This is a genomic window from Saccharopolyspora mangrovi (assembly GCF_035320975.1).
In the GTDB taxonomy this organism is placed as follows: Bacteria; Actinomycetota; Actinomycetes; order Mycobacteriales; family Pseudonocardiaceae; genus Saccharopolyspora; species Saccharopolyspora mangrovi.
Map to the genome: position 1 here is coordinate 284,335 of NZ_JAWLNX010000005.1, position 26,966 is coordinate 311,300.

Annotated in this window: 24 protein-coding genes; 6 read left to right on the top strand and 18 right to left on the bottom strand. The window is 71.0% G+C overall.

Going from position 1 to position 26,966, the window contains the following annotated elements:
* Nucleotides 1-77 precede the first annotated feature (77 nt).
* Together R4I43_RS09975 and R4I43_RS09980 are read right to left on the bottom strand one after the other, a co-directional pair.
* Nucleotides 78-638, bottom strand: coding sequence for an AAA family ATPase (locus tag R4I43_RS09975; protein WP_324265283.1), 561 nt, complete (start codon nt 636-638; stop codon nt 78-80).
* Between the two features lie 138 nt (nt 639-776).
* Nucleotides 777-1,991, bottom strand: coding sequence for a S8 family peptidase (locus R4I43_RS09980; protein ID WP_324265284.1), 1,215 nt, complete (start codon nt 1,989-1,991; stop codon nt 777-779).
* Nucleotides 1,992-2,823: 832 nt separating this feature from the next.
* On the opposite strand from R4I43_RS09980, the gene R4I43_RS09985 reads away from it, so the two are divergent.
* The gene (locus tag R4I43_RS09985) at nt 2,824-3,366 is read left to right on the top strand and encodes a thiamine pyrophosphate-binding protein (protein WP_324265285.1); all 543 of its coding nucleotides are present in this window, start codon (nt 2,824-2,826) and stop codon (nt 3,364-3,366) included.
* Nucleotides 3,366-3,944, top strand: coding sequence for a thiamine pyrophosphate-dependent enzyme (locus R4I43_RS09990; protein WP_324265286.1), 579 nt, complete (start codon nt 3,366-3,368; stop codon nt 3,942-3,944). Before R4I43_RS09985 ends, R4I43_RS09990 begins: the two co-directional genes overlap by 1 nt.
* Nucleotides 3,945-4,079: 135 nt before the next feature.
* Here R4I43_RS09990 and R4I43_RS09995 read toward each other — a convergent pair whose 3' ends face one another.
* From R4I43_RS09995 to R4I43_RS10020, 6 genes are all read right to left on the bottom strand, one after another.
* Nucleotides 4,080-5,084, bottom strand: a complete 1,005-nt coding sequence (locus R4I43_RS09995; RefSeq protein WP_324265287.1) for a VOC family protein — start codon at nt 5,082-5,084, stop codon at nt 4,080-4,082.
* Nucleotides 5,085-5,094: 10 nt separating this feature from the next.
* Complete coding sequence (locus R4I43_RS10000) at nt 5,095-6,447, bottom strand: MFS transporter (protein WP_324265288.1); 1,353 nt, start codon at nt 6,445-6,447, stop codon at nt 5,095-5,097.
* 263 nt (nt 6,448-6,710) lie between these two features.
* Nucleotides 6,711-7,619, bottom strand: a complete 909-nt coding sequence (locus R4I43_RS10005; RefSeq protein WP_324265289.1) for an amidohydrolase family protein — start codon at nt 7,617-7,619, stop codon at nt 6,711-6,713.
* A complete protein-coding gene (gene ligK / locus R4I43_RS10010) occupies nt 7,609-8,292 on the bottom strand; it encodes a 4-carboxy-4-hydroxy-2-oxoadipate aldolase/oxaloacetate decarboxylase (RefSeq protein WP_324265290.1) in 684 nt (227 codons plus the stop codon). Before ligK ends, R4I43_RS10005 begins: the two co-directional genes overlap by 11 nt.
* A 27-nt stretch (nt 8,293-8,319) precedes the next feature.
* Complete coding sequence (locus R4I43_RS10015) at nt 8,320-9,342, bottom strand: amidohydrolase family protein (RefSeq protein ID WP_324265291.1); 1,023 nt, start codon at nt 9,340-9,342, stop codon at nt 8,320-8,322.
* Entirely contained in the window at nt 9,339-10,493 is a 1,155-nt protein-coding gene (locus tag R4I43_RS10020; RefSeq protein ID WP_324265292.1) for a 4-oxalomesaconate tautomerase, read from the bottom strand. Before R4I43_RS10020 ends, R4I43_RS10015 begins: the two co-directional genes overlap by 4 nt.
* A gap of 159 nt (nt 10,494-10,652) precedes the next feature.
* Between R4I43_RS10020 and R4I43_RS10025 the strand changes: the two genes are divergently transcribed.
* Nucleotides 10,653-11,600 (top strand): sensor histidine kinase, encoded by a 948-nt coding sequence (locus R4I43_RS10025; protein ID WP_324265293.1) that lies wholly within the window; start codon nt 10,653-10,655, stop codon nt 11,598-11,600.
* 30 nt (nt 11,601-11,630) lie between these two features.
* Here the strand turns inward: R4I43_RS10025 and R4I43_RS10030 are convergent, their stop codons facing one another.
* Genes R4I43_RS10030 through R4I43_RS10040 form a run of 3 tightly spaced genes read right to left on the bottom strand, consistent with a single transcriptional unit; the run spans nt 11,631 to nt 14,643 of the window.
* Complete coding sequence (locus tag R4I43_RS10030) at nt 11,631-13,433, bottom strand: hypothetical protein (RefSeq protein WP_324265294.1); 1,803 nt, start codon at nt 13,431-13,433, stop codon at nt 11,631-11,633.
* Between the two features lie 5 nt (nt 13,434-13,438).
* A complete protein-coding gene (locus tag R4I43_RS10035) occupies nt 13,439-14,104 on the bottom strand; it encodes a response regulator transcription factor (protein WP_324265295.1) in 666 nt (221 codons plus the stop codon).
* The gene (locus R4I43_RS10040) at nt 14,095-14,643 is read right to left on the bottom strand and encodes a hypothetical protein (RefSeq protein WP_324265296.1); all 549 of its coding nucleotides are present in this window, start codon (nt 14,641-14,643) and stop codon (nt 14,095-14,097) included. Before R4I43_RS10040 ends, R4I43_RS10035 begins: the two co-directional genes overlap by 10 nt.
* Nucleotides 14,644-14,790: 147 nt before the next feature.
* On the opposite strand from R4I43_RS10040, the gene R4I43_RS10045 reads away from it, so the two are divergent.
* On the top strand, nt 14,791-16,611 hold the full coding sequence (locus R4I43_RS10045) for an Hsp70 family protein (protein ID WP_324265297.1): 1,821 nt from the start codon (nt 14,791-14,793) through the stop codon (nt 16,609-16,611).
* Between the two features lie 26 nt (nt 16,612-16,637).
* On the opposite strand, the gene R4I43_RS10050 is transcribed toward R4I43_RS10045, so the two are convergent.
* From R4I43_RS10050 to R4I43_RS10060, 3 genes are all read right to left on the bottom strand, one after another.
* Nucleotides 16,638-17,171: a sigma-70 family RNA polymerase sigma factor gene (locus R4I43_RS10050; protein WP_324265298.1), complete on the bottom strand. Its 534-nt coding sequence runs from the start codon at nt 17,169-17,171 to the stop codon at nt 16,638-16,640.
* 162 nt (nt 17,172-17,333) lie between these two features.
* Nucleotides 17,334-18,101: an IclR family transcriptional regulator gene (locus R4I43_RS10055; protein ID WP_324265299.1), complete on the bottom strand. Its 768-nt coding sequence runs from the start codon at nt 18,099-18,101 to the stop codon at nt 17,334-17,336.
* Entirely contained in the window at nt 18,089-18,568 is a 480-nt protein-coding gene (locus R4I43_RS10060; RefSeq protein WP_324265300.1) for a cupin domain-containing protein, read from the bottom strand. The genes R4I43_RS10055 and R4I43_RS10060 overlap by 13 nt, the downstream gene beginning before the upstream one ends.
* A 113-nt stretch (nt 18,569-18,681) precedes the next feature.
* Between R4I43_RS10060 and R4I43_RS10065 the strand changes: the two genes are divergently transcribed.
* Nucleotides 18,682-19,764 (top strand): LLM class flavin-dependent oxidoreductase, encoded by a 1,083-nt coding sequence (locus R4I43_RS10065; RefSeq protein ID WP_324265301.1) that lies wholly within the window; start codon nt 18,682-18,684, stop codon nt 19,762-19,764.
* 15 nt (nt 19,765-19,779) lie between these two features.
* Entirely contained in the window at nt 19,780-20,751 is a 972-nt protein-coding gene (locus tag R4I43_RS10070) for an ABC transporter substrate-binding protein (protein ID WP_324265302.1), read from the top strand.
* 41 nt (nt 20,752-20,792) lie between these two features.
* On the opposite strand, the gene R4I43_RS10075 is transcribed toward R4I43_RS10070, so the two are convergent.
* From R4I43_RS10075 to R4I43_RS10090, 4 genes are all read right to left on the bottom strand, one after another.
* Nucleotides 20,793-22,442, bottom strand: a complete 1,650-nt coding sequence (locus R4I43_RS10075) for an amidohydrolase (protein WP_324265303.1) — start codon at nt 22,440-22,442, stop codon at nt 20,793-20,795.
* A 127-nt stretch (nt 22,443-22,569) separates the two neighbouring features.
* Nucleotides 22,570-23,481 carry a glutaminase gene (locus R4I43_RS10080; RefSeq protein ID WP_324265304.1) on the bottom strand — a complete coding sequence of 304 codons (912 nt, stop codon included), beginning with the start codon at nt 23,479-23,481 and terminating at the stop codon, nt 22,570-22,572.
* A gap of 200 nt (nt 23,482-23,681) precedes the next feature.
* Nucleotides 23,682-25,997, bottom strand: a complete 2,316-nt coding sequence (locus R4I43_RS10085; RefSeq protein WP_324265305.1) for a heavy metal translocating P-type ATPase — start codon at nt 25,995-25,997, stop codon at nt 23,682-23,684.
* A 14-nt stretch (nt 25,998-26,011) separates the two neighbouring features.
* Nucleotides 26,012-26,950, bottom strand: coding sequence for a hypothetical protein (locus R4I43_RS10090; protein WP_324265306.1), 939 nt, complete (start codon nt 26,948-26,950; stop codon nt 26,012-26,014).
* Between the last annotated feature and the right edge of the window lie 16 nt (nt 26,951-26,966).

Here is a 26,966-nt window from a genome sequence, read left to right on the forward strand (position 1 = left end):
CACCCAGCCCCCCGCCCCTGGCGTGGGGGCCCCCGGGGGGGCCGCGGCCCCCGGGGGGCCCGCCCCCGCAACGGCGTTCAACTCCGCAGGAGCGAGACGAGCTCGCCGAAAGTCCGCTCGACGGCCCCTTCTTCGCTGGTCAGAACGGTGATCGCGGGCCTGTGCCGGATGATCTCGGTGAGCTGGTCGTAGGCCCCGGCCAGGAAGTCCTCCCCGCCTTCCCGCCGCACGATCTCCTTGACCTGCGCGTGCCAGACCGGGTCACCGTCACCGCCTCGCCGGGCGAAGCGCTCCACCGACCTCTGCCGGGTGTCGAGCAGCATGACCTCGACGAACTCGGCCCCGTTCTCCTGCGCCACGGCCTCGAACCGCTCGATCTCCGCCGACCGGGCCAGGTATTGCGGCAGGACCACGTCCCGGCCACCGCGCAGGTGCTCGGCGGCCATCCCCAGCGCCAGCGGCCGCACGATCTCCCCGACCTCGGCGAACCGCTCCCGCCACCCGCCGATCAACCCGCGCAGCAGGTCGATGTCCAAGTTCAGCACGCCCACGTGCTCATCCACGTACCGCCGGGCCAACGTCGACTTCCCGATCCCAGGAGGCCCGTTCACATGCACCAACCGCACCACGAACACCACCGTACGAGCCCACCGAACACTGACCGAACACCGCCGCGGGTGTGTCCCGAGAAGTCCTCCACCCCGGTCGTGGGGGAGAGAACTGCGGTATTCGGCAGTGCGAATACCGCAGTTCTCGCCCCTGGGGGTGGTTCGGCTCTAGAAGCCGGTGACGTCGAGGAGGGGTTCCTGGGTTCCGTCGGGGTCTTGGGACGGCCAGGTCCAGTCGGTCGTGCCGGCGCTCCGCAGGGCGTTCTTGACCTGCTCCGGAGTGGCCGCTGGGTTGGTCGCCTTGTGGAGGGCGGCCGCGCCCGCCACGTGCGGGGTGGCCATCGAGGTGCCGGAGATCGTGTTGTAGCTGCCGTTGGGCCAGGTGGAGTTGATGCAGACGCCGGGTGCGATCAGGTCGACGTCGGTGCCGAAGTTGGAGAAGTCGGCGAAGGTGTCGTCCTCGTCGTCCCGGCAGGTCGCCGGAGCACCGCCGCCCGGCTGCCCGTTGAAGTCGGCCAGCGCGCTGACCGTGATGACCTCGTCGTAGGCCGCCGGGGTGCTGTCCTTGGCGTCGGCGGCGTCGTTGCCCGCGGCGACCGCGAAGGTCACCCCCGCCGACACCGCGCGGCAGATGGCCTCGTGCTCGGAATCGCCGCTCCTGCGACCGCACTGGCCGTCGTCGGTCCCGGCACCGCCGAGGCTCATGTTGGCCACGTCGATCTGCCCGGAGTTGGCCGCGACGTAGTCGATGCCGCAGACGACGTCGGCCGTGGTGCCGACGCCGGCGTCGTTGAGGACCTTGACCGGCCAGATCCGCGCGCCCGGGGCGACGCCGACGACGCCGGCACCGTTGTCGAGCGCACCGACCGTGCCGGCGACGTGGGTGCCGTGACCGTGCCCGTCCTCCGGCGGGAGGACCGGCAGCGTGCAGTTCTTGCCGCCCACCACGTTGAGGTCGGGGTGGTCGCTGTCGACGCCGGTGTCGATGACCGCGACGTCGACGTCGGTGCGCTGGTCGGTGCCGTCGATCCCGGCGGTCGGGCTCGCGTCGGCGTTGGCGCGGTCGACGCCGGTGGGCAGCGACTGCGCTGTGCTGCGCACCTGGCGGACCGGCTCCACGCGGACCACGTCGGGATCCGCCGCGATCCGGTCGCGGGCCTGCTCGCTCATCCGGCCCGAGTAGCCCTTCAGCGCCGACTGGTAGAGGTGCCCGACTCGGGCGCCGTTGTCCTGGGAGTGCTTGTCCGCCTTGAACTTCGCGTCGGTGCTGTCCTTGAGCACCACGATGTAGTCGCCCTCGGGGGCGGGCGCGGCGTGCGCGGTCAGCCCCGTCGCGCCCGCTAACGCGCAGGCCAGCAGGATCGCCGTGGTTCGTCTTGCCATCGAAACCCCTCCGTTGATCCGACTTCTCGCCGACCACGACGGCATGCGGCATCAACCCACGACTACAGACCATCCGGTCGGTACGAGCATGGCGAGGACTGTGGCACGCGAACCGGACGATGTCCAGAACTTGATCATCCAAAACCCTTGGCGGACCATTACTTCGACACTCGACCGTCCGCTTTTTAACATCCAGCAGTATCTTTGGCTCGATCCATCGGACGATCCCCGTCCGGACCGGTCTCGAAACCCGCCACGACCTGCGGAGTCATCACCCGCAAGAACGGCGGGACGGTGGCCAGGACGGCCACGGCGAAGACGACGAGAGCGGCTCGGTCAGCACCGGCGCGATGACCATCGCGAAGGTGCCGATGAGGTTCGCGGTCGTGCCATGAGCGGCATCAGCGCGAGCCACGCGCCCCAGCAGGAGCACAGCACGGTCAGCACCAGCGCCATCAAGCGCAGCAGGCGATGCCGCCACAGGTAGTGCAGCCCTACACCGTGCTAGCGCTCACGCACGCCGTCGGCCAGGTTGGTGATCGCGGTGAACACCACCAGCACGACGGTGTTGCGCCCGCTCCGATCACCGTCGGCAACCCGCTCCCCCATCACGCCCCCTCGCAGTAACCGTCATGACAGTTTAGGTGGTTATCATCTCCCGGCGCGCAGCATCGAGCGATCCGGCAAACGGGCCGATTACCGGAGCGCTCGGGGGAGATCGGCTGGCCCGGGTGGCGGGCGGAGGTGCGGCTTGACCGGGCTCGCCGGGGGCTTCTGCGGCGGGGTTCGGGGTGGCAGCGTGGCCCGTGGATCCTCGACGAAGGGTGGGGTTGTGCGTTCTTCGGGTTATGCGGAGGCCGCTGCGGGCGGCATCTGGGACTCCGGGGCCGAGCGGGTCGGCTACATCCCGTCGGTGACCGTCGCCCCGGTCGTCTCGGCGCTGGTGAGCAGCGACGGTGGCGCGGACGGTGTTTCGCCGCGCGTCACACCGCTTTCCCGGGAGGAGGAGGCGATCGGCGTCATCGGTGCGCTGCCGCTGGCCGGGCGGTTCGGGGCGGTCGTCATGCAGGACAACGGTTTCGGCAACGCGCTGACCGCGCTGACCACCTTCTCGATCTCCTACCACCTGCCGCTGCTGATCTTCGCCAACACGCGCGGCGGGCTCGGCGAGTACAACTCCATGATCCACTCGATCAGCCAGCACGCCCCCGCCCTGCTGCGCACCGTCGGCCTCCCGGTGTTCGAGCTCGACCGCCGCTCGTCCCCGCAGGACTGGCGGGACGCCACCACCGAAGCCGGGGTGCACGCGCGGATGACCTACCGGCCCGTCGTCGTCCTCGCCTCGTTCTGGAACACCGACGGGAAGGTCGCCTGATGCGCCGCCTCGAAGCCCTGCACCAGCTCGTCGACCTCACCGAGAACCGTCCCGTCGTGGTGACCTGCGCGGCGACCAGCCGCGAGCTCGCCTCGATCGCCGACCGCGACAACCACCTGTACCTGCTGGACTCGATGGGCCTGGCCGGGTCGGTGACCACCGGGCTGGCGATGGCCGTCGAGGACTCCCCGATCGAGAAGGTCATCGGCGTCGAAGGCGATGGATCGCTGCTGATGAACCCCAACGTCCTGCCCACCGGCGGGTACACGAGCCCGCGCGCGCTGATGCTGGTGCTGCTGGACAACCGCGTCTACGGCTCCACCGCCGGGCTGCCCACCTACGCCGACCGCATCGACCTCGGCGCCATCACCGAGGCCGCCGGCTGGACCGTCTGCCGCGCCGACGACCCCGAGACCCTGCGCGAGGAGTTCACCCGGCTCGTGCGCACCCCAGGGCCGACGTTGTTGCACGTCCGCATCGAGCCGGGCAACGCACCCAACACCCCCAAACTCCTGGCAGATCCCGTCACCCTCACCAACCGCTTCCAAACCTGGCTCGCCCCCAAGCTCCTCCCCTGACCACCCCAGGGCGAGAACTGCGGTGTTCGCCCCTGGGGCGCGTGCCGTTGTCGGGGTGGTCAGGGACCAGGTCACCACGACGCGGCGCGGTCCCGCGGCGTCGGCGAGGCGACCGGCGACATCGGTGTTCCCTCGTCAGTCGACCGGTGGGGTGCCGTGGGTGTGGAAGGACTCGATGGTCTTCAGGCCCCAGGCCTGGCCCTTCTTGCGCTCCTGCTCGGTCCAGGTGATCAGCGGCCAGTCCGGGGCGAGCACCAGGCGGGTCAGCGGGTTGCACAGCTCGATGCGGTTGCCGCTGGGCTCGTAGACGTAGAGGAAGAACGTCTGCTGGATGGCGTGCTTGTGCGGTCCGGTCTCGATGAAAACACCGGTGTCGATGGCGAGGTCGGCGGCGCGCAAGACGTCCTCGCGGGTGTCGGTGGCGAACGCCAGGTGGTGCAGCCGACCGCTGGAGCCGGTCCAGTCCTCGGTGTGGACGAGGTCGTAGGACTTCTGCGTGAAGGTCTGCCACCGGCCGGCGATCCGGCCGCTGTCCAGCCGGATCTGCTCGGTGGGCCGGGCTCCGAGCACGTCGATGAGGAAACCGCTGGACTCCTCGACGTCGGCGGCCAGGTAGTTGATGTGGTCGAGCCTGCGGACGCCGACGCCGTGCCCGGGTTTGGCCTGCGGCTGGTTCTTCAACGCCGGAGCGAGCTCGGAAGGCGCTTCGTACCAGGACGTTTCGTGGTAGAGCGCGATCTCGTGGCCGTCGGGATCGGTGGTGACCCACAGCGGTCCGATGCCGGGCTCGTCGCGGACCCACTCGCCGCTCGCCCCGGTCGCCTCCACCGCGGCCTTGCGGCGTTCGAGGGCTTCGGCGGAGGCGCAGCGCAGGGCGGTGCGGCCGATGCCGGCCCGGTCGTGGCCGGTGACGACGAGGCTGTGGTGCTCGTAGTCGTCCCAGGTCCGCAGGTAGGTGTTCGCGCCGTCGCGCTCGACGACGGTCAGGCCGAGGAAGTCGGTGAAGAACGCGACGGTGTCCTGCGGGCACGGCGTGAACAGCTGCGCGTGCCCGAGGTGGGCGATGTCGCCGAGCGGCGGGCGCGTGGGCTGGTCGGCGACCATGCGCCTGAGGCTGCTCAGGTTCTCGGGAAGCGTCATGGCGAACTCCTCAGACGGTTTCGGCGGTCTGCGCCTGCAACCGGAGCTTGCGGGTGGCCGGGCCGAACAGCGCCAGCGCCAGCGCGCCCACGATCCAGGTGCCCGCGATGAAGTAGAAGACGGTCATGTAGCCGTAGCCGCTGTAGAGCCCGGCGATGATCAGCGGGCCGACGGCGTTGGACAGCCGCCCCACGCCGTAGGAGATCGAGGTGCCCAGCGAGCGGCCGTTGGTGTCGTAGAGCTCGGGCGAGTAGGCGTAGGCCAGTGCCGTGTAACCGCGCTCGAACAGGTTGACCAGGAAACCGAAGACCACCACCAGGACCGGGACGAACGTCAACCCGTACAGCAGGCCGGAACCGGCGATGACCAGGCCGAACACGACCAGGCACCACTTGCGCTCGAACCGGTCGGTGACCTGCGCGGCCAGGAACGAGCCCAGCGGTGCGCCGACGGTGGTCAGGGCGACGAAGAAGATGGAGTCCTCGACGCTGACGCCCTCGGCGGCCAGCAGGGTGGGAGCCCAGGAGGAGAACCCGAAGAAGCCGATGGTCTGTGTGATCCACAGCACCGACAGCAGGATCGTCGGGAACAGGAACCGCTTGTCCTTGAGCAGACCCAGACCGGGCTTGGCCGCCGGTTCGGCCTGGACCGGTTGCTCGGCGGCCGGGAGCTCTCCGTGCTCGGCGGCGGCCTCGGCCTCCAGACCTCGCAGGACGGCTTCGGCTTCGTCGTGGCGACCGCGGGATTCCAGCCACTGCGGGGATTCGACGAGCCCGCGCAGGAACACCAGGAAAAGCGCGCCGAGCGCACCCCACAGGTAGACCAGGCGCCAGGTCTGCTCGCCGAGCGGCACCACGAGCGAGGCGATGAGGTTGGTCGCGGGCGTGCCGCAGATGCCGATCATGATGACGTAGGCCTGGAACTTGCCGCGCTTGGCCCGCGGGAAGAGCTCGTTGAGGTAGACCACCGCGACCACGGTCATCGCCGACAGACCAGCGCTGGTCAGCACGCGGAACACGCCCATCGACAGCATGTCCCACGCGAACACGGTGGCCAGCGACCACACCGAGAACCACACCGTGGTCAGCGTCAGGGTCCGCTTCCGGCCGAGCCGGTCGGCCAGTCCGCCCGCCACGACCGAGCCGATGAACATGCCCACGAACGACAGCGAGGTCACGTAGGCGATGTGGCTGACGTCCGACCCCCACTGCACGCGCACCTTGGGCGCGGTGATCGCGAAGGTGTTGATGTCGGCGAACTCGAAGAAGTAGGCGAACGCCAGCGCGGCGATCGTGGTCTTGTGGAACTTCGAGATCGGCAACCGGTCGAGCCGGTTCGCCGAGTTGGTGACGGAGTGCGGCACTGCGATCTCCTAGAGGTGGGCGCCATTGCCCTGAACGCTTTTATTGGCTGATTTGCTTGGCGGTGCGGGTAGCGGAACCTGACACGCCTTCTGGACTCCGTGCGCCACGACTTATGCATGCCGCTTACCCCAGGGGTGGACATCGGCGTCGCGGCGTACTCCCCAGAAGACGTGTCAGAACCCGCGGCGGTGCCAGCTGCGGGGGTGGTCTGCACTGCTCGCAGCTACGCCGCTTGCACTCAGACCCGAAAATGCCTCCACAGTCACTCTTCTGGCCAGTACAGGCGCATCGGGTTGTCCACGAGCAGGGCGTGCTGGTGTTCGGCGGTGACGGCGATGTGCTGGACGTGGTCGAGCAGCAGGCCGTCGTCGGGCATGTGGTCGGTGAGGTTGGGGTGCGGCCAGTCGGTTCCCCACAGGACTCGGTCGGGGAAGGTCTCGACGACCTCGCGGGCGAAGGGCACGACGTCGGTGTAGGCGTGCTGCTCGCCGTCCAGGGCGCGCGGCCCGGTCTTGGTCAGGCGCTCGGGGCAGGAGACCTTGACCCACGCGCCGCTGCGGGCGGCGAAGTCGAGGAATCCGGCGAACTCAGGCCCGTCCGGGTCCTTGGTGACGTCGGGTCGTCCCATGTGGTCGATCACCAGCGGGACCGGCAGCGACAGGAAGAAGTCCGCCAGTTCGGGCAGGTCCGGGGCTTCGAAGTACAGGACCACGTGCCAGCCCAGCGGGGCGATCTTGACGGCGATGGCCTCCAGCGCCTCGGTCGGCGCGGCGTCGACGAGCCGCTTGACGAAGTTGAACCGCACGCCCCGGACACCGGCTTCGTGCAGGCGTTCCAGCTCCTCCCGCGTCACACCGGCGTCCACCGTGGCCACTCCGCGAGCCCGCCCGCCCGAAGCGCGCAGGGCGTCGACCAGGGCGCTGTTGTCGCTGCCGTGGCAGGTGGCCTGCACGATGACGTTGCGGGATAGCCCCAGGTGTTCGCGCAGCGCGAACAGCTGGTCCTTGCCCGCGTCCACCGGCGTGTACTTGCGCTCCGGGGCGAACGGGAACTGCGCGGCAGGGCCGAAGACGTGGCAGTGCGCGTCCACGGCGCCGTCGGGCGCGGTGAAGGTCGGCTCGCTCGGATCGGGGTGCCACGGCAGCCAGCCGGGCGTGACCTCAGTCGACATAGGTCAGTCCCCGGTCGGCGAGCTCGGGGCGCATCCCGTAGAGGTCCAGGCCGAGCACGCCCTGCTGGAACTGCTCGCGCTTGCCCGCCTCGTTGGCCTCCCGCGCGGCCGCCGCGGCGGCGACCTCGGCGGCCTTCGCGGCCGGGACCACCACCACGCCGTCGGAGTCGGCGACGATGACGTCACCCGGGTTGACCTGCGCGTTGGCCACCACGACCGGCACGTTGACCGAGCCGAGGGTGGCCTTGACGGTGCCCTTGGCGTTGATCGCGCGGGAGAACACCGGGAAGTCCATGTCCCGCAGGTCGTCCACGTCGCGGCAGCCGCCGTCGATGATCAGCCCCCGGGCTCCCCGGGCGCGCAGCGAGGTCGCGAGCAGTTCGCCGAAGAACCCGTCCTCGCACTCGGTGGTGCAGCCGGCCACCACCACGTCGCCCTCCTGCACCTGTTCGGCGGCCACGTGCAGCATCCAGTTGTCACCCGGCTGCAGCAGGGCGGTCACGGCCGTGCCGCAGAGCTTCGCGCCCTGGTAGACCGGCCGGATGTAGGGGCGCATCAGTCCGACCCGCCCCAGGGCCTCGTGCACGGTGGCCACGCCGAACCGCGACAGGGCTTCGACGGCCTCGCGATCGGCGCGCTCGACGGTGCGGTGGACGACTCCGAGTTCTTGCACGGTGCGGACTCCTTCGTGGTGGCGGGTTCAGCGGCCCTGGGCGGACAGGCGGGCGTCCAGGCGCGGGTAGGCGCGGCGGGCGTTGCCCTCTTCGATCGCGGCGAGGTCCTCGGCGGACAGCCCAGCCTTCTCGACGTAGCGGCGGGTGTCGTCGAAGTGATGGCCGGTGCGCGGGTCGACGCCGCGGACGGCGCCGATCATCTCGGAGGCGAACAGCACCGACGAGTGCGGGATGACGTCCAGCAGCAGGTCGATGCCGGGCTGGTGGTAGACGCAGGTGTCGAAGAAGACGTTGCCCAGCAGCGCTTCTTCGGGTTCGGGCTTGCCCAGCGCCTGCGCGAGACCGCGAAAACGCCCCCAGTGGTACGGAACCGCGCCGCCACCGTGCGGGATCACCAGCCGCAGCCCGGGGAATTCGGTGAACAGCTCGCCCTGCAGCAGCTGCATGAACGCGGTGGTGTCGGCGTTGAGGTAGTGCGCGCCGGTGGTGTGGAAGGCCGGGTTGCAGCTGGTCGAGACGTGCACCATCGCGGGCAGGTCCAGCTCGACCAGCTTCTCCCACACCGGGTACCAGTGCCGGTCGGTCAGCGGCGGCGAGCTCCAGTGGCCGCCGGAGGGGTCGGGGTTGATGTTGACCGCGACCGCGCCCAGCTCCGCGACCCGCTCCAGCTCGGGGATCACGGTGGCCGGGTCGACGCCGGGCGACTGCGGGAGCATCGCGCCGAAGGCGAAGCGCCTCGGGTAGAGCTCGGCGACCCGGTGGCACAGGTCGTTGCAGATCCGCGCCCACGTCGAGGAGGTCTCGAAGTCGCCGATGTGGTGCGCCATGAACGACGCGCGCGGCGAGAACACGGTGACGTCGATGCCGCGCTCGTCCATCTGCTTGAGCTGCTGGGTCTCCAGCGACTCGCGGATCTCGTCGTCGCTGATGACCGGTCCCGCCGGGTCGGGACGCTGCGCCGGGTCGGTGAGCCCGGCGACCTGGGCGTCGCGCCAGCTGCCGAGCGGGGCGGGGGCGGTGGTGTAGTGGCCGTGGACGTCGATGATCACGCGGAGCGCTCCTTCTCGAACTTCGACGACGGGACGAGCACGTCGCCGGACATCAGCAGCCGCGCGGTGCGCAGCAGGGCCGAGCGCACGACCTTCTGCGGGTCGGCGGGGTCGAGGCCGAGGGTCACGCTGAACTCGCCGGAGGGGTGTTCCACGGACACCGTCGGTTCGGTGCCGGTGATCCCCTCGGCGACGCGGGCGGCGACGCTGCCCTCCAGCACGCAGGCGGTGGCTGCGGTGACGGCGGCGAGCACCCCGATGGACTGGTGCGCGACGTGCGGGATCAGGCTGCGGGTGGACACGCTGCCGTCGTGCGCGGGCGGGGCGACCAGCGTCATCTTCGGGTAGTTCTTGCCGGTGACGTCGCCGAGGCCCATCGCGTGGCCGCAGACCAGCCGCAGCGCCTCGACCTCGGCCTTGAGCCGCTCGTCGGCGTCGATCTCGGCGGGCGTCTCGTAGCCGGTGGCGCCGAACCGGGCGCCTTCGACGACGACCAGCGGCTGGCCGTTGTCGATCAGCGTCACCTCGACCTGCCCGACCCCGGGGACCTCGACGGTGTCGCGCACGTTGCCGGTGGGCAGCAGCGAGCCCGCCACCGAGCCCGCGGTGTCGAGGAACCCGATCTCGATCGGCGCGGAACCTCCCGGAACGCCGTCGATATGAGCCTGACCTGCGTATTCGACGTGCCGCTGCCCATCGGTCCCGCGCGGGGTTTGCACGGTGATCTCGGCGATCATGCCGGTGTTGCGGGTGAGCACGCGGGCGGTGGTGCGGTCGCCGGCGGGCTCGATCATGCCGGTCTCGACGGCGAACGGCAGCACCGCGGCGAGCATGTTGCCGCAGTTGGCGGTGACGTCGACGGAACTGCCGGCGGGCTGGACCTGCCCGAACGTCCACTCGATGTCCACATCGGACCGCGCGGAGGGGGCGACGACACCGACCTTGCTGGTCAGCGGGTGGGCTCCGCCGATGCCGTCGATCTGGCGCTCGTCGGGCGAACCGAGGGCGGCCAGCAGCACGGCGTCGCGGGCCGCGACGTCCTCGGGCAGCGCGCGCTCGTCGAAGAACGGTCCGCGCGAGGTGCCACCCCTCATGAGCAGGCACGGGATCGCGGTCTGCGAACCGCGGCGGTGCGCGGCGTCGACGGGCATGGGCTGTCCTCCATCAGGTGACCGTTCAGCTCGCTAGCGAACCTAAACGATGGACAGGATTGTTCACAATCCTTTCGACAAAATTCATCGCGGATATTGCGCACCACTTCTGAGCAGCCGCGACGCACCGCCCCGGGCCGGGCGGCTACGGTTCGAGGGATGCGTGCGCAGGAGAAGCGAGCCGGCGAGGCGGTCACCGACCACCTCGCCGGCCTCGACCGCGCCCCCGACGCGCAATCGTTGGCGCAGGTCATCGGTACCGCACTCGGGGCGACCGGCTGCGCGTTCACCATCGTCGGCGAGCGCTACCAGTGGGGCCACGGCGCCGAGAAGTGGCTCATCCAGCCCGTCGAGCACGACGGCGAGGAGCAAGCGCTGCTCGCCGTCGCCCCGGAGTCGGCCGGACCCGTGGACACCCTGGCGGCCGTGCTCGGCCCACCGCTGGCGGCGATGCGGCTGGCCGCCGAGACCGACCGGCTGCGTCGCGACGGCGACGCCGCGGCCCGCGAACTCGTCGACGACCGGTGGCGCACCACCGTCGAGATGGAGCAGGAACGGCGCGGCCTGGAACGCGACCTGCACGACGGCGCGCAGCACCACCTGGTCGCGCTGAAGATGGCGATGGCGCTGGTCGAGCACACCGGAGCGACCCCGGAACGGCTCGCCTCCCTGGAGTCCAAACTGGACGCCGCGGAGAAGGCGTTGACCGACACCGCCGCCGGGATCCTGCCGATCCCGCTGTCCACCGACGGTCTCGCCGGCGCGCTGGCCGCTGAACTCGCCGCGCACTCCGACGTCACCCTGGACACCGCGGGATTTCACCGCCGCTACCCGCCGCTGGTGGAGTCCACCGTGTACTTCGCGTGCCTGGAAGCGGTGAACAACGCCCACAAGCACGCTCCCGGCGCGTCCACCTCGGTCGTCGTCCGCGACACCGCGTCCGGCCTGGAGTTCGTCGTCTCCGACGACGGCCCCGGATTCGACCTCACCGCCCGCAATTCCGGCCTGCCGAACCTCTCCGCCCGAATGGCCACGGTCGGCGGAACCATCGACGTGCGCTCAGCGCCGGGTCGAGGAACCACCATCACGGGTTTCGTCCCGCGCTGAGACCCCTTGAGGTGAGCGGAACCTGCGGCTTCAGGAGCTGAGCAGCCCTTCGGCCGTGCGCACCAGCACGTCGCAGACCGAGGCGTCCCGGCCGCCGGTGATCGGGCGGACCGCGTGCGCGCGCCACCGGTTCGCGGCCCGCTGCGCGGCGACGCGCACCTGCTCGTCGTTGGCCTCCGGCTCCAGACCGAGGCGCGAGCGCGGATCCGCGCCTTCCGCACCGAGCAGCCGGGCGGCCTCCTCGGCGACCCCGCGCAGCAGGCGCGTCTCACCGCCCAGCAGTTCGTCGAGCAGGTCGAGTTCGGTGATCTCGTGGGACTCCGCGGCGATCCGGTCCACCGACCAGCGCAGCGGGTGGTCAGCGGGCAGCCCGGGCAGCAACGCGCGCGCGGAGACGATCGCCCGCCGCGCCGCGATCACCGGCGCCCAGGTGATCAGCCGACGGGCCGTCTGGTCCACCGACGCCACCTCGGAGAGCTCGACGCGCTGCGGCGCCCGGCGCAGCGCCGCCCGGAATTCCGAGGTGGGCGGCACCCGGCACAGCACCGCGTCGACCGAACCGCGCGGGCCGTCGTCGGCCAGCAACTCCGCCGCCAGCTGCTGGTCTGCCGGGCCCTCGGCGAACACGACCGTCACCCCGAGCAGCGACGCGCTGTCCACCTCGGCGGAGTCCGGGCCGTCGGCGTCGGCGACCACCGCCAGGCGCGGCGGCTGCACCAGTCGCGCGGCGATGGCGTCCCACCGGGCGCGGGCCGGGCCCGCTCCGGCGGCCTCCTGGCCCTGCCGCACCAGGTCGGTGACCCGCTGGAACAGCGCGCTGCCCTCGCCCTGCGAGGTCGTCGCGCTGGTCGTGCGGTCGGCCAGCCGCACCGACACCGCCGCCGCGCCGCCGCTCACGGCGCACTCCATCGCACCGCCCAGCACCGCGATCCGCTCGGCGTCCTGGTGCAGCGCGGCGCGCAGGTCGCCCGCCGACAGGTCCCCGACCGAGGTCCGCAGCCGCGCGCGGAGCTCCTCGTCGCGCCCGAACTCCACCTCCACGGCGGGATCGTCGCGGTTGATGCCCTCCCCCGCCAGCAGGTTCAGCACCGCCGCGACCGCGTGGTAGAAGCCGGACTCGATCTGCCAGCCGACGCGCCTGCCCAGATCACCGGAGAAGCGCACCGGGTGCGGCAGGGTCGCCGCCAACTCCTCCAGCGCCGCCCGAGGCCCCTTGTCCGGCAGCATCGCCGGGTACACGCCGCGCACGACGGTCCGGAAGGTGTCGAGCATGTCGTCCACGGCGGAGCCCAGCTCGGCGATCCTGGCCGTCTCACCGCCTTCGGCGAGCTGCTCGCCGAAACCGCGCAACCTGCGGCGCAATTCGTCGAGATCGCGCAGCGTCGAGGTGGTGATCGCGCGGACGAGCCGACGTCGCTCCAGGTCGCGCACGTGCGCGAGCCGCTCCCGAGCGGCGGTCACCTCGGAGCGCAACGAGCGGCAGCGCTCCTCGGCCCGCTCCCGGTCCGCGCGCATCCGGTCCACATCGGCCGTGACGGCCAGCCACCCCGCGGTGTCCCGCAGCGCCTTGAGCTCCTTCTCGCCCCAGCGCTTCGCGCCCGAGAACAGCAGGACCCCGCCACCGCGCACCGGTTCCCGGAACGAATCGCCTCCACAGTGGACGGAATCTGCGGAGGAGGCGACGACGTCGAGCTGCTCCGGCCGATCGGTGGCAGGAACGCAGTAGGCCGCCTGCCCACCCACGGCGTCGGCCAACTGGTCCACCAGCGCGGCCACCACCCGGTCGGGCGGCGCGGAGGCCACGAGTTCGTGCGGACGCCGGTTCTTTCGCATGCGGCCTAGCTCTCGATGCGGCTTGATCTCAAGTAGGCGAGCACCGCCAGCACCCGGCGGTGGTGCATCGCCTGGTCCCGCGGGAGGCCGAGCTTGGTGAAGATCGAGGCGGTGTGCTTCTCCACCACCTTCGGGGAGACGTAGAGCTCCTTGGCGATGGCGTTGTTGGCGTGCCCCTCGGCCATCAGCCGCAGCACGTCCAGCTCCCGCTCGGTCAGCGTCGAGATGGGGCTGTCGGCCCGCTTGGACGGGGCTTCGACCAGGCGCTTCGCCAGCGTCGGCTCGATCACGATCTCACCGGCGGAGATCCGGTCCAGCGTGTCGGCGAGCACCTGCACGCCCGCGACGCGCTCCTTGAGCCGGTAGCCGATGCGCTCGGCGCCGATCTCCAGCACGCGCATCAGGTAGTGCGTCTCGGCGTAGTGCGACAGCAGCAGCAGCCCGATCTCGGGGTGCCGCGCGCGGATCTTCTCCGCGGTGGTCAGACCGCCGTCGGGTTCCGGTGGCATCCGGATGTCCAGGACCGCCACGTCCACCTGCTCGGTGGCCACCACCCCCAGCAGCGAGTCGCCGTCGCCGACGCAGCCCACGACCTCGTGACCGGCGGCCTGCAGCAGCAGGACCAGCCCTTCCCGGAACAGCGCGCCGTCCTCGGCGATGGCTACCCGCACAGCAGCACCGCCCGCAGGTTCCGCCGCACCGACGAACCCGGTCGTCGCTCCGTAATGCGCACGCGCACGACCCTCCTGCCTCGCACTCGCACCCGCACGGACGTACCGGGCTCCAGCGTACGCAGGTGGTCGGCGACCAGGAGACCGGTCCGCACTCTCGCCTGCGGCCCCAGCTCGTGCTCCGGCAGATCCAGCCCCAGCAGCAGGTCGTAGCGCTCGGCGACGGACACGCAGGTCGGTTCCAAGCCCTCGGCGAGCACCGGCGGGTGGATCATCCCGCCCAGCTGGCGCAGGTTCTCGATGAGCACGCACACGGACTCGCGCAGCACCTCCACCCGGGAGGCCAGCCGCAGATCCCCCACCACGGCCGAGAACAGGTCCAGCTCGACCGCCAGTGCCGACAGGCCCTCCGCGGGACCGTCGTTGAGCGCGCGTTCGAGTTCGTACCGGTACTCCGCTGCACCGCGGCCGGGCACGCGCAGCCAGCCGGGCAGCCACCTGCCGCCCCGCACGTCGTACCTGCCCACACTCCGGACCATCATCCCAGCTTCGCCCGCGCGGCCTCCCGGCAAAAGGGTGCCAGCCCGTTGCGGAGGTAGGGCTATCCCCCCTCTTCCGCGACTCGCATAGGGTTGACGGAACTGGAGTTGTGGTTATCTTTTGCTGACGCGAAGGGAGCACACAAGGTGCGATACGGCGTTGGCATCGACCTCGGGACTTCGTTCACCTCGGCTGCGGTCAGCAGCCCGGGCGGTACCCGCATGGTGTCGTTGTCACCCGAGGTGGTCATCCCCTCGGTAGCGCACCCGGCTCCGGACGGTGCGCTGCTGACCGGGAAGTCCGCTCTGGACTCGGTGTCCGATCCTTCCCAGGTGGCGCGGAATTTCAAGCGCAGGCTCGGCGATCCCACCCCGCTCGTGCTCGGCGGTTCAGCCTACTCGCCGGCCGCGCTGATGGCCGCGCAGCTGCGCGACGTCCTCGACGTGGTCACCGAGGAGATGGGCGCCCCGCCGGATTCCGTGGCGCTGACCTACCCGGCGATCTGGGGCCCCTACCGGCAGGAGCACTTCACCGAGGTTCCCCGGCTGGCCGGCGTGGAGGACTTCAGGCTCATCACCGAGCCGGAAGCCGCCGCGACGCACTACTCCACCGAGCGCAGGCTCGAGGACGGCGAGGTCGTGGCCGTCTACGACCTCGGCGGCGGCACCTTCGACACCACGATCCTGCGGATGCGCGCCGGGCGCATGGAGATCCTGGGCACGCCGGAAGGCATCGAGCACCTCGGCGGCATCGACTTCGACGAGGCGCTGCTGGCCCACATCGACCAGCGGCTCGACGGCGCGATCAGCCGGCTGGACCCGACCGATCCGAGCGCGGCGTCGGCGCTCGGCACGATCCAGGCGATGTGCGTGCGCGCCAAGGAGGAGCTGTCCACCGAGCCGGACGTGAACCTGACGATCCCGCTGCCGTCGGGACCGCGCGGCGTGACCGTCACGCGGCTGGAGTTCAACGAGATGATCCGGCCGTCGGTCCAGCTGACCACCGAGGCGCTGCACCGCACCACCACCTCGGCCGGGCTGCGCGCCGAAGACCTCTCGGCGGTGCTGCTGGCGGGCGGCTCGTCGCGGGTCCCGCTGGTGGCGCAGATGCTCTCGCAGGAGTTCAACAAGCCGGTCCGGCTCACCCTGCACCCGAAGTACACGGTCGCGCTGGGCGCCGCGCGCACCGCGACGCAACCTCGCCCGTCCCCCGCTCCCGAGTCCACTTCGGACACCGATGCCGCGCAGCCCGTCGCGGAAGAACCCGCCAGCGGCAGGAAGAGCTGGCTGATCCCCGTCATCGCAGCCGCTGCGGCCCTGGCGATCGGCGTGGGCCTGACGGTCTTCGCCACCACCGGCGGCGAAGACGACCCGGTCCAGGGCGCGGTCGCCCAGAAGCCCGCCCCGCCGGAAGGACCGCTGCGGGTCTACGAGGGCAAGACGCTCGAACCGTTCGCCGGATACCTCGGATCGGACATGAACTGGGGCGGTTCCTACATCGACGAGGAGGGCACCGAGCAGGGCACGATCATCAAGGCGGCCGCGGACCCGGCCAACGCGGGCATGCGGGTGTCCTGGCTGGAGGACAAACCGGCCCAGATGTACCTGCAGACCAACAGCCCTCGCGGCCCGATGGACCTCACCGCCTACTCCGAGAACGGCGGTGCGCTGATCTTCGACGCGATCGTGCACTCGCCACCGGCCGGCCAGACCACGAAGATCGGCATGCACTGCGAATTCCCGTGCCGCTCCGACGTTCCCGCCAGCCACCTGTTCGCCGGCATGCCGCTGGAGCAGCGCACCACCGTGAAGATCCCGCTGTCCTGCTTCGTCGGCGGCGGGCTCGACCCGAGGCGGGTCAACACACCGTTCCTGGTGTGGTCCCAGCGCAAGATGGACATCACCTTCGCCAACGTCCGCGTCGAAGCCCAAGTCCCAGACGCAACCCCCTGCAACGCGCTGAGCTGACCGCTGCTTCAGGTGCGGGACTCAGCTCACGCCGCTTCGAGCACCGGGCGGAAGCGGTCTCGCAGGGAGCGGATCGCGTGGTGCAGGCGGCTTTTCACGGTTCCGATCGGGACGCCGAGGGCGGTGGCCGCCGACGCCGTGGTCCGGTCGGTGACGTAGACCTCGACGATGGCGCTGCGGTGCGCGGGCGAGAGGTGGTCGAGGAGCTCGTCGACGACCATCCGGCTCTCCACCTCGTCGCTGGGCGCGGACTGCACGGCCTTGTTGGCCAGCTCCGCGCTCTCGAAGGCGACCTCGGTGGGCCGGGACTTGCGGCTGCGGTGCTGGTCGACGGCCACGTTGTGGGCGACGCGCAGCAGCCAGCCGCGCACCGAACCGTTGCCGTTGGTGAGCCGGTCGGCGTGCCGCCAGGCGCGCAGCCAGGTCTCCTGCACGATGTCCTCGGCGAGGTAGCGGTCACCGGTGAGCCGGGTGGCGTAGGACAGCAGCGCCGCGCCGTGCTCGCGAATGACACCGTCCATGTCGGTAGCTGCGGGCCGAATGGTGCTCTTGGTGTCCATTTCGCCATTCCTCTCTCGACGGATGATCCGGGAAGCCCTGCCCGGCCGTGATCTGAGAGGAATGGTTTCGCGTTTCACCGCAGGAGTCGTCGGGTCTGTCCCTCCGTTCCCCGGTGCTGTCCCGCACTTTCCGGGGAGGCTGGCCCGCGCACCGGGGTAGGGCTATCCCCCACTCGTCCGGTAGAGGGACGACAGCTCGCGCGCGGTGTCGGTGACCGCCGCCGCCAGCTCGTCGATCCTGCCGTCGCCGAAGCGCACGGTGGGTCCTTGGACGACCACGGCCGCGATGACGTGCCCGGTCTGGTCGTGCACCGGGGCCGCCACGGCCCGCACGCCGACGAGCCGCTCCTCGTCGTTCAACGCGTAACCCCGCTCGCGGATACGCGCGAGTTCCTCGGCGAGCTCGGCGTGGGTGGTGATCGTGCTCGGGGTGTGGCGCTGGAACGGTTCAGGCATCGTCGCCGGCTCGGTGCCGTGCGCCAGCAGCGCCTTGCCCATCGCGCACACGTGGATCGGGTTGCGGGCGCCCGGTTCCTGGTCGTAGCGCAGCGGGTGCGGTGAGGGGATCTGCACCAGCACCGCCACCTCGTCGCCCACCCGCGTGCCGAGGCTGACGGCTTCCCCGGTGCGGTCGCGCAACGCGGTGAGCACCGGGTGCATGACGGTCGTGCCCATCCGCTCCAGCGCCAGCCTGCCCAGGATCGCGGTGGTCGGGCCCAGGAAGTAGCGGTCGGTCGCCGGGTCCTGGGCGAGCGCGTCCGCCGCGTGCAGGGCCCGCATGATGCGGTGCGCGGTGCTGACGGTGAGCCCGAGCTGGGTGGCGACCGCGGTGGGCGTCAGCTGCTCGGCCTTCTCGAAGCAGCGCAGGACGGCCATCGCCCGCTCGACCGACTGGGTGCCCGAACGCTGCTGCGCGGTCACCTCTGACATTCGCCGGAGCTGTCCGCGCCCGGGTCGACCTCGGCCCACAGGCTCGGCAGGTTGACCACGATGCCCTCCTGGGTGCTGCGGGCGATCACCACCACCGCTTCCTCCTCGGCCGAGGGGTTCTCCTCGCGGTGCGGGACGTAGGGCGGCACGAAGATGTAGTCGCCGGGTTCGGTCTCGATGCGGACCTCCTCGTCTCCTTCGGCGAAGACGAACACCGGGTGCCCGGAGACCACGTAGATCGCGGTTTCGGCCTCGCCGTGGTGATGGTCGCCGGAGTTGGTGGCCGGGCCGACGTGGGTGCGTCCCATCCACAGCTTCTCCGAGCCGACCGTCTTGCCGGAGATCGCCTCGAACCGGCGCATCCCGGAGGTCTGGTTGGTGTCGGAGGTGAGGCCACCACCGCGGACGTGCTCGAGCTTCTGGTGCCAGTCCGCCGTGCCGCCGGGGCGGTTCTCGTTGCCTGACAAGGACTTCTCCTCGCTGTTCCTACATCGTGGTCGGCCTTGATGACCACCGTGCCACGTTCATACCGTGTGGGACGTTCATATTGCAATGTGGGACGGCAGATCGGAGATGCCAGATGGCCGTCGAATTCGTGGGGATGATCCGCACCGCCGACTCCTCGGAGATCCGCCCGCCGAGCGGTCCGGCCGTCGACCGCGACTACCTGCGCCGCTTCGCCCAGGCCCACGAGGAAGCCGGCTTCGACCGGGTGCTGATCGGCTACCACTCGTGGGACGCCGACGGTTTTGCCGTGGCGAGCTACGCGGCCGCCCACACCGGGCGGCTGGGCTTCCTGCTCGCGCACCGGCCGGGTTTCGTCGCGCCGACGCTGGCCGCCCGCAAGCTCGCGACGGTGGACCAGCTGATCGGCGGACGCCTCGCCGTGCACGTGATCAGCGGTGCCAGCGACACCGAGCAGCGGCGCGACGGGGACTACTCGGACAAGGCCGCCCGCTACCGCCGCACCGACGAGTACCTGGACGTCGTGCGCCGGGTGTGGGAGTCGGAGGAGCCGATCGACCACGAGGGCGAGTTCTACCGGTTCGCCGGCGCCCGTTCGGAGGTCAAACCGGTCAACGGAAGCCTGCCGATCTACTTCGGCGGGTCCTCGGCGGACGCCTACCGCGTCGGCGGCAAGCACGCGGACACCTTCGCCCTGTGGGGTGAGCCGCTGGCCGAGACCGCCGAGCAGATCGCGGCGATCCGCAAGTCCGCCGCCGAGCACGGCCGCAACCCCGACGAACTGGGCATTTCGGTGTCCTTCCGGCCGATCATCGGCCGCACCGACGCCGAGGCGTGGGAACGCGCCCGCGGCGTGTTGAACACGATCAGCTCGCGCACCTCCGGTTCCCCGGGAGCGATGCTGGCGTTCCCGTCCGCCGAGCGCGGTGTCGGTTCCCAGCGGCTGCTCGACGCCGCCGACAAGGGCGAGCGCCACGACCGAGCGCTGTGGACGGCACCGGCGAAGGCCACCGGCGCGGCGGGCAATTCCACCGCCCTGGTCGGCAGCCCGGAGACCGTGGCCCAGGCGCTGCTGGACTACGTCGACATCGGCGTGACCACGCTGCTGATCCGCGGTTACGAGCCTCTGGAGGACGTCGAGGACTGGGGGCGCCACCTGCTCCCGCTGGTCCGCCAAGAGCTCGCCAACCGCAGCTGACCTGGGAGGAACACGGTGTTCGCTCTGCCGCCGGTGCGCCGGCTCATCGCTGTTGCCGCAGCCCTGCTCGTCGCGGTCGGCACGTTGACCGCCTGCGGCTCGTCCGAGGCCGAGGTCGTGCTGCGCGTCGGCGACCAGACCGGGGAAACCGAATCCCGCCTGCGCGCGGCCGGACTCCTGAACGACCTGCCCTACGAGATCGAGTGGGCGCGGTTCCCCGCGGCCGCCAACCTGCACGAGGCGCTGCGCGCCGACGCGGTCGACATCGGCTCGGCCGCGGATTCCCCCACGGTCGCCGCGATCGCCGGCGGTTCGCAGATCAAGGCGGTCGCCGCCTGGAACAACGGCGGCAAGGGCACCTACGTCCTGGTGCCGGAGGACAGCCCGATCCGCACCCTCGCCGACCTCAAGGGCAAGCGCATCTCCCCGAGCACGCGCGGCAGCGTCGCCCACTACCTGGTGCTCGGCGCCCTCCAGCAGGCCGGGCTCAGCGAATCCGACGCGACGCTGAACTTCCTGTCGCCCACGGACGCCAGTTCGGCGTTCTCCACCGGCAGCATCGACGCCTGGGCGACCTGGGGTGTGTACGCGGCCCGAACCCGAGGCGAGCTGGGAGCCCGAGTGCTCACCGACGGAGCGGGCATCAACAGCGGCCTCAGCGTCCTGAGCGCCACGGACAAGTCGCTGACGGATCCCGCCAAGCGCGAGGCCATCGCGGACTTCGCCGACCGGGTCGACCGGAGCTACACCTGGGCCCAGCTGAACCCGGCGGCCTTCGACGAGTGGTACGCCGAATTCGCCCGCCAACCCCTCGACATCGCCGCCCAGATCCGCCCGGAGCAAACCGCCTACCGCCGGATCCCCCTCGACGACGCCTTCGCCGCCCAACTCCAGAACACCTTCAACACCTGGACCCGAGCAGGAGTCCTCCAGGGTCACGAGAACCTCCACGACCACGTCGATCCCACCGTGGGGGCGCCTCGATGAACGCTTCGCGCCCGCGTTCCGGAGATCGGTGACCGTGTCGGTCAGTGGACGCGTTCGCCCCGGAAGTAGGTCTGCTCGACGGTGGTGTTGTGGATCTGGGTCGCGGGGACTTCGAAGATGTTGCGGTCCAGGACCAGGAAGTCGGCCGACAGCCCCGGCCGCAGCGCTCCGGTGAGGTCGTCGATGCCCAGGGCCTTGGCCGAGGCGGAGGTGAACGCGGCGACCGCTCGTTCCCGGCTGATCGCCTGATCGGGGTTGATCCGCCGCGGGTCGTCCTGCTCCTCCGGGGCGGAGCGGGTCACCATCGTTTCGATGCCCAGCCACGGGTTGAGCTCCGGCAGGCCGACCGGCCAGTCGGAGCCGCCCGCGATCAGCGCGCCGGTGGCCAGCAGGTCCTTGAACGGCCAGATCCGCTCCATCGTCTCGACCGGCACGTGGCGGGCGATGCCGTCGACCAGCGGGCTGGGGTGCCACATGAACGGGCAGGCGTCGGCGTGCACGTTCAGCTCGGCGAAGCGCGGGATGTCCTCCGGGGCGATGAACGACGGGTGGGCGATCTGGACGATCGGCTGCGACCCCGGATCGCGCCGGACGATCTCGGCGGCGTCGAGGGCCAGGCGCACCGATGCGTCACCGGTGGCGTGGATCTTGGCGCCCAGACCGAGTTCGGCGCAGCGCCGCAGCCCGGTGACCAGCTCGTCGAGCGTCCAGTACGGCGTGCCGCGATGTTCGGGGTCGTCGTGCTCCCCGCAGCAGCGGTAGGGGGTGAGCAGGGCGGTGGTGCGCGTGGTGGGCACGCCGTCGAGCACGAACTTCACGAAGTCCGGCCGGATCTGCTCGCTCCGGTAGGCCGGGGCTCGCGCGAACAGCTCCTCGCCCACGGCGCCCGCCTCGATGAAGGCGGTGGCGGGCAGCGAAGCGACGATCCAGGCGGTGAGGTCACCCGCCCGCTCGATGTCCCGCAGCGCCGCCAGCTGGTGGGCCATCGTCGCGGCGTCCTGGAAGGAGGTGCAACCGAGCTGCCGCATCCGCTGGAACGCCGCCCGCAGCGCGGTGACCAGCCGGCCGTGCGGGTCGCGCTGGGCTTCCTTGGCGGCGTCTTCCGCTTCCATGCCGGTCAGTTCCCACAGCCCTCCGGTGAGCCGGCCCTCGGCGTCGCGCGCGTAGGTCCCGCCGGGCGGGTCCGGGGTGTCGTGGTCGACACCCATCGCCGCCAGCGCAGCGGAGTTCACCTGCCGGTTGTGCATCGTGTCGTCGCGCAGGAGCAGCGGATGGCCCAGCGAGGCTTCGTCGAGGCGCCGCAGCATCTCCGGCGAGTTCAGCGCGGCGTAGGTGCCGCTGCCGAGGATCCCGCCGATGATCCACTCCCCCGGTTCGAGCCGGCCCGCCCAGTCGCGGACCTTGACCAGCACCTCGTCGGGGGTGTCGGTGGGTAGCAGCGGCAACTCCAACGCCAGCTGCGTGCCCCCGATCCCGAGGTGGACGTGCCCGTCGATGAGACCGGGCATGGCCAGCCGCCCGGCGAGGTCGAGGCGCCGCGTCCCGGGCCCGCACCAGGATTCGACCTCCCGCGCGGCACCGACCGCGACGATCGTCCCGTCCCGCACCGCGAAGCCCTCCGCCCACGCACCGACGTCGGCGGTGTGGACGGGGCCTCCCGTGACCACCAGATCTGCGATGTCCTCGGCCATGCAACGCCTCCCGGGTAACCCCGGCCGACGCTAAGCGGACCGGGCCGAATCCCCGAAGCATCGAGCGACGCCGGCACCGAACGTCAAATGTCATGCAGCCAAGGACAACTCGGCCACCGCTCCGAGGTCAGAAGATCGACCAGCCGGTCAGGGTGGTGAAGTGGTCGAGAGCGGCGACCCCGGCCACCGAGTTGCCTCGCGCGTCCAGGCCCGGGCTCCAGACCGCGACCGCGCAGCGGCCCGGCACGATCGCGAGGATGCCGCCGCCGACGCCGCTCTTGCCGGGAATGCCGACGCGGTAGGCGAAATCACCTGCGGCGTCGTAGGTCCCGCAGGTGAGCATGATGGCGTTGATGCGCTTGGTCTGCCTGGGGGTGAGCAGCTCGGAACCGTCCCGGCGAACGCCGTGCGCGGCGAGGAACCGCCCCGCCAGGGCCAGGTCCTCGCAGCTGAGCTCGATCGAGCACTGCCGGACGTACTGGTCGAGCACGGTCGCCACCGGGTTGCGCACGTTGCCGTAGGCGGCCATGAAGTGCGTCAGGGCCAGGTTGCGGTCGGCGTTCGCGGCCTCGGAGGCGGCCACCTCCTCGTCGATCCGCAGGTCCGGGTTGCCGCTCTCGGCGCGCAGGAACGCCAGCAACTCGCCCGAGGCGTCGCCGACCTGCGAGATCAGCTCGTCGGTGACGGTCAGCGCGCCCGCGTTGATGAACGGGTTCCGCGGGATCCCGCGTTCGTGCTCCAGCTGGATCAGGGAGTTGAAGGCGTTGCCCGAGGGCTCCCGGCCGACCCGGGTCCACAGCGCCTCGTCGCTGCCCGCCAGCACCAGTGCCAGCGTGAAGACCTTCGAGATGCTCTGCCCCGAGAACGGCACCTGCCAGTCCCCGGCACCGCGCACCTGCCCCTCGAGGTCGGCAACGGCGATCCCGAAGCGGGACGGGTCGACCCGGGCCAGCGCCGGTATGTAGTCCGCCACCGCCCCGGACCCGCGCAGCGGCGCGACCTCGTCGACGACCCGCCCGAGTACCTGGTTCCACTCCACGACGGATCATCATGACAACCCGGCCCACCCCGGCCGGAGGGAGGTCTCCGAGGACGTGGTCGTTCGAACGGCGCCCGTGCGCTCCGGGCGTTGCTGATCGCGCCGTCCGGCGCGGTGTGACAACCGACCGACCCGGGAGTTCATCTCGGAACTCCCTGCGTTCGGGTAGGCCAGGACGGGCGTCCCGGCCTACCCGGTGCTCAGGCGTCGCTGCTCGTGGCGAGCGCGGGTTCGCGTGTCGCGCTCCCGGTCGCCGGGGTGCCCGTGGTGGAGGTGCGGAACCGCCGCAGCCGGAGGCTGTTGGCGACCACGAACGCGCTGGAGAACCCCATCGCCGCACCGGCGATCATCGGGTTGAGCAGACCGAACGCGGCCAGCGGCAGAGCGGCGACGTTGTAGGCGAACGCCCAGAACAGGTTGCCCTTGATCGTGGCCAGCGTGCGCCGGGAGAGCCGGATGGCGTCCACCGCCGCTCGCAGGTCGCCGCGCACGAGCGTGAGGTCGGAGGCTTCGATGGCGACATCGGTGCCGGTGCCCATCGACAACCCGAGATCGGCTCGAGCCAGGGCTGCGGCATCGTTGATGCCGTCGCCGACCATCGCCACCACTCGCCCGTCCCGTTGCAGGCGCGTGATGACCTCGACCTTGTCCTGCGGCAGGACTTCGGCGATGACCTCGTCGATGCCGACCTCGCCGGCCACGGTGCGGGCGACCGTCCCGTTGTCGCCGGTGAGCAGCACCGGCCTCAACCCGAGCTCTCGCAGTTGCGAAATCGCCTCCGCCGAACCGTTCTTGACGGTGTCAGCGATCTCGAGCACGGCACGGGCGGCACCGTCCCAGGACACCGCGACCGCCGTCCGCCCCGCCCGCTCCGCGGATTCCTGCGCGGTGACGAGCTCATCGGGCAGCGGCTGGCTCCACTGCTCCAGCAGCGCGGGCCGTCCGACCAGGACCGCGCGCCCGTCGACCACGGCCTGCACGCCCAAGCCCTCGGTGTTGCTGAACTCCTCCACCGCGGGCAGCTCCCCCACGCGTTCGCGAGCGCCGCGCGCGATCGCCTGCGCTATGGGGTGCTCGGAGGCGTGTTCGGCCGCACCTGCCCAGCGCAGCACCTCGTCCTCGTCGGCGCCGTCAGCGAGGTGGACGCCGACCAGCGACATCTGCCCGGTGGTGACGGTGCCGGTCTTGTCCAGCACGACGGTGTCGATGCGCCGGGTGGACTCCAGCACCTCCGGCCCCTTGATCAGGATCCCCAGCTGCGCTCCGCGCCCGGTTCCGACCAGCAACGCCGTGGGCGTGGCCAGTCCGAGCGCGCAGGGGCAGGCGATGATCAGCACCGCGACCGCCGCGGTGAAGGCCGCCGTGGCCCCGCCACCGGCGCCGATCCAGAACCCGAGCGTGGCGATCGCCAGAGCGATCACGATCGGCACGAACACCGCCGAGATCCGGTCGGCGAGTCGCTGCACCTCGGCCTTGCCGTTCTGCGCGTCCTCCACCAGCTCCGCCATCTGCGCCAGCTGCGTGTCGGCGCCGATGCGCACCGCGCGCACGACCAGGCGGCCTCCCGCGTTCACGGTCGCGCCGGTCACCGCGTCTCCCGCGGTGACCTCCACCGGCACCGACTCGCCGGTGAGCATGCTGGCATCGACCGCCGAGCTGCCTTCCTCGACGACCCCGTCGGTGGCGATCTTCTCGCCGGGACGCACGACGAAGTGATCGCCGACCGCCAGCTGGTCGATCGGGATGCGCTGCTCACGTCCGTCGCGGAGCACGGCGACGTCCTTCGCGCCGAGCTCCAGCAGCGCGCGCAGCGCCGCCCCGGCGCGACGTTTGGACCGCGCTTCGAAGAACCGCCCGGCCAGGATGAAGGTCGTCACGCCCGCGGCGACTTCGAGGTAGATGTTGCCGTCCCCGGCCACCCGCTGGACGGTCAGCTCGAAGGGGTGCGTCATGCCCGGTGTTCCGGCGGTGCCGAACAGCAGCGCGTACAGCGACCACAGGAACGCCGCCAGGGTCCCCATCGAGATCAGCGTGTCCATCGTGGCCGCTCCGTGCCGCAGGTTCGCCCACGCGGCGCGGTGGAACGGCCACGCTCCCCACACGACGACCGGGGCGGCCAGCACGAGCGAGATCCACTGCCAGTAGGTGAACTGCCACGCCGGCACCATCGCCAGCACGATCACCGGAGCGGACAACGCCGCCGACACGACCAGCCGGTCGCGCAGGGGCCGGACCGGGTCCTCCGGTTCCGGCTCCTGCTCGTCGCTCGATTCGCGGGCCGGCAGGACCGCCGTGTAGCCGGCGGCCTCGACCTGCTCCACGAGCTGCTGCGGGTCCAGGCCGGGTGGCAGGGACACCTTCGCCTTCTCGGTGGCGTAGTTGACCGTGGCGGTGACACCTTCGAGCTTGCCGAGGCGCTTCTCGACCCGGGCGGCGCACGAAGCGCAGGTCATGCCGCCGATCGCGAGTTCGATCTCCCGGCCCGCCAGGCTCGGGGAATCACTGACCTTCTCCATCGAGGTTCTCCTGTTCACCCGTGGCTTCCGTGGCCGTCACCGGACGGCGGCTGCGACTGGCGGATGTCCGCGGGTCCCGCGTCGACCGCGAACTCCGCCGTGCGGACTCGGCCCTGGTGCTGGAAATCGAGGAAGAGCCGGTAGGTACCCGCCGAGGGGATCTCGGCCCGGAACGTGATCTCCGGTCCCGCTGGAGTGCGGCCGTCGCCCGGGGCTCCCTCGGGATGCACGTGGAGGTAGGCGAGGTCGCCCGTGCGCAGCGCGACCAGGTGCCCGTAGGCGGCCATGTAGGGCTGCAGGTCCGTGACGGGTCGGCCGTCCTTGCTCACCGACAGCGTCAGCGGAGACGACTGCCCGACCGAGAACTGCCCGTCCAACTCGACCTGGTAGCCGTCGACCTCCGCGATGCGGGACGGCACAGGCGCGACCGGCTCGAAGACCCCCGGGGCGGAGACGTCCAGCCCCAGCGTCTGGTCCGCACCGCCGGTCGGGACGAAATCGGCCAAGACCCGATAGGTACCCCCGAGGGGTAGCCGCATCGGCACGGTCCAGGTGCCGTCCGGCCCCATCTCCGGGTGGAGGTGCTGGTAGCCGGCCGTGTCACGGCGGACGACGATCAGGTGCATCCGCTTGTCGTGCTCGCCGTCGAAGCGCGTCACCGGGGTCCCGTCGGGGCCGATGATGCGGAAGGAGAAGTTCTCGGTGCTGCCCGGCGTGATCGTCGTCGTGGTGGACGTGAGGGTGTAACCGTCCCTGGTCGACGCGAGTCCCGCGGGAAGGTGGTCCTGCGCGGCCGGCGCGACGGTGCCGCTGTGGCTGTCCCGCCCGCCGGAGTGCCCGCCCTGCGCCGCGACGCCGGTGAAGGGACCGACAGCGGTTCCGGCCACCCACGCCCCGCCGAAGGCGAGCGCGAGCACCGCTCCGTAGGCGGAGAGCTTCGCTGCTGCGTTCATCTTCCAACCCCTTGCG